The sequence below is a fragment of the Francisella sp. SYW-2 genome (assembly GCF_008711475.1).
In the GTDB taxonomy this organism is placed as follows: domain Bacteria; phylum Pseudomonadota; class Gammaproteobacteria; order Francisellales; family Francisellaceae; genus Francisella; species Francisella salimarina.
Genome location: NZ_VXKO01000042.1, coordinates 1 through 8,038 on the forward strand (window position 1 = coordinate 1; position 8,038 = coordinate 8,038).

Consider the following 8,038-nt stretch of genomic DNA (forward strand, 5'->3'; position numbering starts at 1 on the left):
ATTGACCAATATAAGATATATTATAAGCAAAATAATATCATAAAATGTGCAAGTACGAAAGGCTAATTATAAATAGGAACTTCAAGCAACTTTGCATATTTTGATCCGTTCCTTAGGTTTAGGCCTAGTAGAACTTGACTCTGTATCAATTTAGTTTCTTCTTTAACTCTGGAGAATATTATATTACCCATCTATAAATAGTTGTGTGGTCTACACTTACTCCTCTTTCTTTAAGCATTTCTTCCAATTCTCTGTAACTAATACAATATTTTAGATACCAACGGATTGCCCATAAAATAACCTCTCCATTAAAATGCTTATATTTAAAACTATTACTAAACTAGATCTATTTAGCACAAAAACTAAAAGCTAGATACCTCTTTGTCAATAATTGCAACAGAAACATAAAAGTTATTAAAAGAAGATGTTATAGCTTTACTAAAACTAAGTCATTATTCCAAAGATTAGTTATGGATTTACAAGGTTATAAAATGCCTGGAATATGAACCACAGGAAATTTAAAAGAGACAAAATATGAACTAATAATGACTTAATCTTTTATAGTAATAGTCAATTTTTTTTCTTTACTAATAAATATATTAGCATCCTTTTTTTTAAAAAAAAGTTCGGCTGGAATACAAACATTAACTTGTTTTTTACTTTGTATAACGCTATATCTTTTATCCTCATGTACTATTTTATTTTTTAATTTGTTTTTTTTATTTTCTATAAGAATAGAAAACTCTTCTATAACATTTTTATCTAATTTTGGTCCTGATGCAAGCTCAATAATTTCAAGTTTACTATTAAAATTAATGCCAATATAGCTCTGCTTAATCATTTTATTTTTTTTAAAAATTAAAATAGATTTATAGATTTTTTTTGTTTGTCCCGATTTTATCTTATAAAATTTTTTTTTATTATATTCATTAAAATATTTTAAAGGTAAAAGGTAGAGATCTTTGTTTGTATTATTATTTAAATATAAATATCTTTTCTTTGAAAAGAAAAAAGTAAATAAAAATTTCATATCATTAAGTAAGCACATATACACTGATAATAATTATGTTTTTTTAATGTGTCTGATAATTAAATAAAAAGTACGTTTTTGTAAAAAAAGAGCCTACATATAACCAAAGAGATGAAGAAAAGAGAAAGTTCTATATTGATAATGTTCCTAAGCTAGACGATGAAAAACTCGTATTTATTGATGAAACCGATTCTGAGTATAATATATCAGCCTTACGAAGTTATGCTGAATCAGGCAAACTCTCATATTCAGCTAAAGATGCTTTCACAAAGAAAAAATGATCTTCCTCGTCAATTTGGGAGGTAATACCCCCTAAAAATAATAGCATTGAAAATAAAGGGTTTTAGTAATTAATGACATACTAAAAAAGGCTATCAGATTGCAGATTTGGAACCGTTCCTTAGGTTTAGGCCTAGATATTGATAATTTATCTGCAATATATCTTTGTGGTTTTTTATGTTTGAGTAGATATAAAACTTCTTCTATTTTTGACATACTGTTGATTCTCACCATTTATTATCCATCAATCAAAATACACATAAGTGTAATATTAATTAATGAATTTAGTTAAACAAATAGTGGATCAGTAATGCTGTCTCGTAACAATACAGCAGTGTCAACATTACAGGTAAATAGTCCAACAGCAAATAATACCTTACCAATCAAAGCTCCTATAACATTTATTCTCCCTTTAGCACACCAGTCACATGTGCCGTAACACCGTTCCCCGCGATTAGAGTAGCCATTGGTTCTAGGCATATCTAATGCATGCCCAGACTCATCTAAATAGCAGATAGAAATGTTTAAACTCTGATATTCTTTAATTTTCTTTTTGAAGAAGGATCGTTTCTCTTCGTCTGCTTTGGGATGTATCAGAGTTTTTTTATATGTCACGCCGATCTTTTTAAGGTTTTGAACGATACAATGATCACTGACTCCCAATCTTTTAGTTCCTTCTTTTAAAGAACTATCGGGGTAGTCTAATATCTTGTTTCAATTTTTCAATATCAAGCTTCGTGTTTGGTTTATTTCTAGTTCCTTTAGGTAGATTACCTTTTAACCATTCCTGTATACTTCTAATACTTATGTTGAACTTATATGCTAGTTTCAAAAAACTCATGCCCTCTGATTTTAACTTCAACACTTTCTTTATAAAATGATGTGAATGTGCCATAGCCTAAATAAAAAATAGTATACTACTTTTATAAGTAGTTAGCTATAGATCTTAACATCATCGCTCTCATCGCAGGTTTCATTATCTTTAAAATCAGAAATATCAATCTTAGGCCGAAAAATATCATCAAAAGTGGCGTTTACAGCCGTTGTCATATATTCTCTTGGTTCTATTTTTATAATAATTTTTTCACTAAAATCATCATGTTGTTTTATGAGCTTTTGCAGAGCTTCCGATATACTCTTACCCATCCTCTCATTATCACTATTCTTTTGAGGATTTATCCTTATATGAAAAACTAGTTCAGGTTTAGTTTCAGCATTATCATCTCGATTTTCATAACATAGCTTAAAAAGGCAAATAGATCTTTTAACCAAATTATCAAGTGCATTAGCAAAGTCACTATCCGATTTATTATTAACATTAACATGGGTTATCCCAGCAAAGACAGGGTCACACTTTGCGACTACAGCAGCGCACCCTATTAAACCAGTTGTTTTAACCTCTTCTGAGTAACAATATTCCAAAATGGAATGGTCATCAGAGTCAGCAATAAGCTCTTCAAGCTTTTGACGTACCAAAAAAATCGCTCCGAAGAAACCAACGTTTCCTTTTTTTTCTATTATACTGGGGGAACATTTGTCTTGTATATTAAAATTGGTATACCATTTTATCTTTGGTTTTTTAGTAATTTCTGATTTACATCTTTCGCAGAGGAGATGTTTTTTACCCCAACCTATAGGCGTATCAACGCTATCCCTTGGACAACCTTCTATTCCATTAATACAAATCGTTTCCATTCTCATCTCCTTTAAAATTTGATCTACACCGTTAATTTGGAACAGTTGTTGAACTACTTTTCCATTATATCTTCCATGCTTTTTTTGACTTTTATAACATAAATAAACATATATATCTGAGCATCATCAAGTTTTCAGGCATTGATACATCTAAAACCCAGTGCAACTTATTTTTAATGCTTCAATGCGACCTAATAAAATTATTTAGATACTTTGGATCAGGATTTTCTTCTGACCCTTCCATAATTAATAACTCTTATATATTTATGTAACTTAAAGATTATCTGCTTTTTTTAAATCTAAAATATTAATGGTGTAACATTACATAGCATTATGTAAAACTATTGTGAAAAAAGGTTCTGTCGCAAACTGTTAGTTGCGTAAATTTATATTATAATTTTATCACGAATATTCTTTTAAATTTTAGCATGGCTCAAATAGGAGAGGTATATCACTATTTACAGTTAACTATATTCATTACTTAGAGATTTAAGAATGTCATCAATGATAACTTCCTCAAAATCAAAGAAATCACTCTCATATTGATATAAGCTATCAACTACTTTTTTCATCTTCATACACATCTATATTGAAATAATTTTTTATTAGAATAAAAGATTTATGCTTTTATTTTTTTAATAGAATATAACTTTTTGTAAAAAGAGCATTATCTCAAAAATAATGTTAGAAAAATAGAATATAAAGTGGCATGACTTTGTTCTTGAGTGAGTTGTTTTAAGGCAAGTGCAATAATAAACAACTTACTTTAGCATTAATTTTTTCACAAAAAAGAATATTGTATTTACTAACAGTAAATAATTCATATATAAAATAAACTAATTGCAAAACTATAATAATGGAAAAAAATAATGAATAATACAATCAAACTTAGCTCTATTTTACTTATGGCAGTCATTTTAATGAGTTGTTCGATGGTTGGTCTTGGAAATAATTCTAAAGCTACTAATTCAAATACTACAGCCACTAAGACTTCTGTTCCAGAGGCAAAAATTCGCCTAAAAGAAATTGATGATCAAATCAAAATAACTATTCATACAACATATAATAACAATCCTAACGGAAGTGTAGAGCTAGAATGGGTAGCTCCAGAAGGTACTAACTGCTATAACACAGGCTTTCCAATTAAAAAGTATGGTGAAGAAAATGACATGACTTCAGCAACTGTTAATACTAAACACGGTAATAAAGAGTGTAATGGAGCATGGACTGCTAATATTAAGTTTAATGGAAATATCATCGCTACTGACACGATCATGATTAAGTAGTTGTTAATAGTCTTGGAGGTTTGCTGGTCAATAGTTGAGTAAAAAGAAACTTTATACAATTTTTAGCTGAAACTTTGTATTTCTCTTGATGCCATTCATCTCTACCAAAATGCTTTAACCATGTAGAATCAATAGCTACAGCACCTACAGTAGGATCAACCTTATCTTTCTTTGTATATCTTGGACACTCGATTCCTAGAGAAGATAAGCGCTTACTCAAAACACTATAATGAGGGGGTATTACCACACTATCAATGTGTAAATTATAATATCAAGAATATAGTCAATCAACATATTCATTGTTAATGGGGTAAAGAAACAAAGCCTTTGTGATAAAAGAATACTACAAACTTACACATTTGTCAGTTTGCGACAGAACCCTTTAGAAATATGAGTAGGCATGGTAATACTCCCTAAAAATAATATCAATATGCTAATAATATTTTGTTACGATTAACAAACATTTTCTTTACAAAAAGACTACATACTAATATATAAAATAGACAAAAAACATATAAAGTAGACAAAGAATATGGAACAAGAAATTGAATTAGTGCAAGAAATACAAAAAATCGTAACGCGTCAATTTGAATCAGAAGAAGGAAAACGCCTTATATGCGCTATAGATCAACAACCATGGTATAAATCAACAGGTTCTAATTCAGGATTACCTGGAATATGGTTACCATTCGGAGGAATCGTAAAAGGCTATTTGTTTAAACAATATTTTACCGTTTCTGTACATGATTTTGGCATAGGTCCTGAGCACTATAATGCATATGGAAATGATGCTATATTTATTATATCCATTGTAAATGAATTAAGCGATGACATGCCTGAAAGTAGATTCAAAAATCTAAAATGTTTAGCTACATCAGCGTATTTAAGTGGTGATAATTTTAAGAAAATAACTATAAGTGATAATGATGGTAAGGAATTTAATTGCTTTAAACAGTTATGCAAAAGTTTAACTTTTCAACAAGAATATAAAAAAGCTATGAAAAAAAATATTTTGTTCATCGATGGGGGTATTATTCTTGAAGAAGAAATTAATACTTTCTTAGTATCACAAGGCGGTAAAAGAGGTTTAGATAGCGATGCATTTCTAGAAAGAGAAGATGATAATGAAAGTGAAATTGGAGATATTGAAGTAGTTGAAGTAAATGATGATTCTATTGAAGATCCTTTTGCGGGAAGAGAATCGTTTGAAGAATTTAATAGTGTTGAAACTAAAGATCAAGGTATACCTTTTGAGATTTTTAAAAATCAAATTGATTTAATAGAAAAATGTAATAAAGCTATTTTAAATAACGCACTGAAAATAGAAGAAATAAAAGCAATAAGAGATATTGTAATTGAAAAAGATCATTTTGAATTTACCGATATAAATACAGTTAAATATATAAATGAAATTCTGGAAAATAACGGAAACAAAAAGGAGTGAAGAACTATGGAGAATAGTAGCAATTTATCACTAGAATCATTAAAAGAATCATTTGAAGAAATATGGGAATTTAACCAAGGAACAATGGGATATTTGCTATCTCCAGAAGGCTTTGAAAAATTCAAGAGATATCCTGATTTAATTAAACTTTTGGAAAATGAAAAAGCAAAAGAAATATTTATGGATAAATATCGTGCCGATGGACTATCGTTACATAATGATGGAGTATGTTTTGCTTTAAGTGCCATATTCCTAGAGTGGATATATAATAGAGGAGTAAGAGGATCTATTATAAGAAGAACTGATTTTATTCAGGCTTGTTCTAGTGATAAAGGACGTGAACTTATTGAGTTTCTACATAAATCTGAAGAAGAAAACTATAATGAAGATATATTGGAGAAAGGAAAGGAGAACCTTAAGAAGATGGGATTTGAGTATGAGATTGAGGAAAAGCACTTCGGTGTTTATCTAACCCAATTTGCTGCCCTTTATTCGCTACCATATGATATACCGATTTCACAAAGCACATGTGCTGTAACATTAAGCTTTAACGGTGAAGATAATGAAGAATTTGAAAATGCTGTTAATGAAACCATTAATCTACATAAAATAATGAGAAACTATGGAGACTCAAACCTAAACTTTCTTATTTTTAAATCTGAATCTAAAAATAATAGTAATAATGTACGTCATGCACTAGCATTTTTTAGATGCCCTATTAACAAGAAAATATATATTATGGACCCTAATTATGGACTTTATCAAACGGATGATAATAATCTAGACGATAAATTCTCTAATCTATATAGATTCATACATAGGTACACCAATGGTTGGGACATAAAAGAGGATATAGATGATGAATTAAAAGTAATAAAAACCAAAGATACTAATTCAGTATCTTTGTTATGGATCCCTTTAGGAGACTGTTGTTAAATCTCTTGCAGTTTGCGACAGAACCAAAAATTTTTGAGGACTAAGATAATGGAAAAACCTGATATAAAAGATATTTTAAATAATGAAATATCAGAAATTGATGAGAAATATTTAAAACTAATTACTCCTAACAGTATTTTCTGGAATACATCTTCGTTGGAAGACGATACAGATAAAGAAATGTTATTAAATATAATTAAAAGAATGCATATCTCAAAAGTTTATAAAGATAATTTTACTAATGTTGACTGTAATGGCTTCATAGGTTTCTTTTGTTTGTTTTCTGATAGCGTACAATCATCATTTACTTTTCTTTTTGAAGAAGAGTGCTATTTTGGCGTCATGAATATACAGTTTAATTATTTGAAACAGGTCGTAGAAGGCTATGTCGAAAAACAGTGGATAAAACAAGAAGAAAAGAAAGAAGTCTTAGAGGCTCTTGTAGAGATTGTTATAGTACATGAACTTGGTCATTTATGTATTGCTAGAAAGGCTGGCCCCCTTCATTTATATAAAGAAAGTGTTCCGTCTTCTTCATCACCTAAATACGATAATGAGGAAGAACATTATGTTATAAAAAACATAGAAAAAACTTATATTAAAGAGAATGAGCATATTAATAAATATTTTCACACAAGAGGGTCGCATAGGGATTTACCTGCTTTAATAAATCATAAACCAGAAAGCTATAGAGACCCTAGTGATGATGATTCTGTAAGTGATTAAGGAAGTGTGATCTACCCCGTCAATTTGGGACAGTTACTAACTTCGTTTTCCATTATATATTCAAACTGATTTGGAGTCATATAATTTATTGTAGAATGTTTCCTGAGCCTTCCCTAAAAATATGAAACTAAATGACTGATCTACCCCTCCTATTTTAAAGACTGTTGATTTAATGCATTAAAAGCTGTCAATTTAATGGTTTAACTAGAATAGGTGTATTCATATCAGCATAAAATGCTGATATGAAACACAAAAGTAAGATTTTGAGTCAGATTTATCTAAAAAATACTCAATATTAAAACATATGAAAAAGGGCTTTCATTAACTCAACAGCCTTTACAAGATAAGCTCATGCTCAAGGATAGGAAATCATTTGTAGAGAGATATTTAAAGCCGGCATTAGAACAAAACTTGATAGAAATGACGATCCCAGAGAAGCCAAATAGTAAATCCCAAAAATATAGAATGGCTAGACCGTAATTTTCTGTTCATTCGCTCCCTATGGTCCTACTACCGGCACTTTCCAATTAACTGTGTAAATTCTTAATTAAGATGCTAGATTATTTCTAGCAAAATATTAAGGATAAAAACATGTCTAAAAATAGAAAATCAGAAGATATTTACTCAATGCTAGCAGATCAG

11 protein-coding genes and 1 pseudogene are annotated in these 8,038 nt (G+C 29.4%); 6 read left to right on the forward strand and 6 right to left on the reverse strand.

Annotated features, from left to right (window positions below; translation table 11 throughout):
* Window positions 1-181: 181 nt before the first annotated feature.
* Together F3D57_RS09670 and F3D57_RS09675 are read right to left on the reverse strand one after the other, a co-directional pair.
* Window positions 182-298 (reverse strand): annotated as a pseudogene (locus F3D57_RS09670) (IS6 family transposase); the annotation flags it as partial.
* Window positions 299-550: 252 nt separating this feature from the next.
* The gene (locus tag F3D57_RS09675) at window positions 551-1,030 is read right to left on the reverse strand and encodes a hypothetical protein (RefSeq protein ID WP_150466100.1); all 480 of its coding nucleotides are present in this window, start codon (window positions 1,028-1,030) and stop codon (window positions 551-553) included.
* 159 nt (window positions 1,031-1,189) lie between these two features.
* Here F3D57_RS09675 and F3D57_RS10275 point away from each other — a divergent pair, with 159 nt between their 5' ends.
* Window positions 1,190-1,336: a hypothetical protein gene (locus tag F3D57_RS10275; RefSeq protein WP_191092387.1), complete on the forward strand. Its 147-nt coding sequence runs from the start codon at window positions 1,190-1,192 to the stop codon at window positions 1,334-1,336.
* Between the two features lie 261 nt (window positions 1,337-1,597).
* Here the strand turns inward: F3D57_RS10275 and F3D57_RS09680 are convergent, their stop codons facing one another.
* From F3D57_RS09680 to F3D57_RS09695, 3 genes are all read right to left on the reverse strand, one after another.
* Complete coding sequence (locus F3D57_RS09680; RefSeq protein ID WP_150466101.1) at window positions 1,598-1,789, reverse strand: hypothetical protein; 192 nt, start codon at window positions 1,787-1,789, stop codon at window positions 1,598-1,600.
* A 208-nt stretch (window positions 1,790-1,997) separates the two neighbouring features.
* Complete coding sequence (locus tag F3D57_RS09690; protein ID WP_150466102.1) at window positions 1,998-2,204, reverse strand: hypothetical protein; 207 nt, start codon at window positions 2,202-2,204, stop codon at window positions 1,998-2,000.
* A gap of 38 nt (window positions 2,205-2,242) precedes the next feature.
* Window positions 2,243-3,004: a hypothetical protein gene (locus F3D57_RS09695; protein WP_150466103.1), complete on the reverse strand. Its 762-nt coding sequence runs from the start codon at window positions 3,002-3,004 to the stop codon at window positions 2,243-2,245.
* Window positions 3,005-3,873: 869 nt separating this feature from the next.
* On the opposite strand from F3D57_RS09695, the gene F3D57_RS09700 reads away from it, so the two are divergent.
* Entirely contained in the window at window positions 3,874-4,290 is a 417-nt protein-coding gene (locus F3D57_RS09700; protein ID WP_150466104.1) for a TUL4 family lipoprotein, read from the forward strand.
* Here F3D57_RS09700 and F3D57_RS09705 read toward each other — a convergent pair.
* A complete protein-coding gene (locus F3D57_RS09705) occupies window positions 4,283-4,510 on the reverse strand; it encodes a hypothetical protein (RefSeq protein ID WP_150466105.1) in 228 nt (75 codons plus the stop codon). The genes F3D57_RS09700 and F3D57_RS09705 overlap by 8 nt on opposite strands.
* A gap of 312 nt (window positions 4,511-4,822) precedes the next feature.
* Here F3D57_RS09705 and F3D57_RS09710 point away from each other — a divergent pair, with 312 nt between their 5' ends.
* From F3D57_RS09710 to F3D57_RS10455, 4 genes are all read left to right on the forward strand, one after another.
* The gene (locus F3D57_RS09710; protein WP_150466106.1) at window positions 4,823-5,734 is read left to right on the forward strand and encodes a hypothetical protein; all 912 of its coding nucleotides are present in this window, start codon (window positions 4,823-4,825) and stop codon (window positions 5,732-5,734) included.
* Window positions 5,735-5,740: 6 nt separating this feature from the next.
* Window positions 5,741-6,670 (forward strand): hypothetical protein, encoded by a 930-nt coding sequence (locus tag F3D57_RS09715; protein ID WP_150466107.1) that lies wholly within the window; start codon window positions 5,741-5,743, stop codon window positions 6,668-6,670.
* Between the two features lie 48 nt (window positions 6,671-6,718).
* On the forward strand, window positions 6,719-7,396 hold the full coding sequence (locus F3D57_RS09720; RefSeq protein WP_150466108.1) for a hypothetical protein: 678 nt from the start codon (window positions 6,719-6,721) through the stop codon (window positions 7,394-7,396).
* A 294-nt stretch (window positions 7,397-7,690) separates the two neighbouring features.
* Complete coding sequence (locus F3D57_RS10455) at window positions 7,691-7,876, forward strand: Fic family protein (RefSeq protein ID WP_411961512.1); 186 nt, start codon at window positions 7,691-7,693, stop codon at window positions 7,874-7,876.
* The last annotated feature ends 162 nt before the right edge of the window (window positions 7,877-8,038 follow it).

Excerpts from the sequence above, each read along its gene's own strand:
- F3D57_RS09675 (WP_150466100.1), bottom strand. The coding sequence starts at position 1,030 with ATGAAATTTTTATTTACTTTTTTCTTTTCAAAGAAAAGATATTTATAT.
- F3D57_RS09700 (WP_150466104.1), top strand. The coding sequence starts at position 3,874 with ATGAATAATACAATCAAACTTAGCTCTATTTTACTTATGGCAGTCATT.
- F3D57_RS09715 (WP_150466107.1), top strand. The coding sequence starts at position 5,741 with ATGGAGAATAGTAGCAATTTATCACTAGAATCATTAAAAGAATCATTT.
- F3D57_RS10275 (WP_191092387.1), top strand. The coding sequence starts at position 1,190 with ATGAAAAACTCGTATTTATTGATGAAACCGATTCTGAGTATAATATAT.
- F3D57_RS09720 (WP_150466108.1), top strand. The coding sequence starts at position 6,719 with ATGGAAAAACCTGATATAAAAGATATTTTAAATAATGAAATATCAGAA.
- F3D57_RS09695 (WP_150466103.1), bottom strand. The coding sequence starts at position 3,004 with ATGGAAACGATTTGTATTAATGGAATAGAAGGTTGTCCAAGGGATAGC.
- F3D57_RS09690 (WP_150466102.1), bottom strand. The coding sequence starts at position 2,204 with ATGGCACATTCACATCATTTTATAAAGAAAGTGTTGAAGTTAAAATCA.
- F3D57_RS09680 (WP_150466101.1), bottom strand. The coding sequence starts at position 1,789 with ATGCCTAGAACCAATGGCTACTCTAATCGCGGGGAACGGTGTTACGGC.
- F3D57_RS09710 (WP_150466106.1), top strand. The coding sequence starts at position 4,823 with ATGGAACAAGAAATTGAATTAGTGCAAGAAATACAAAAAATCGTAACG.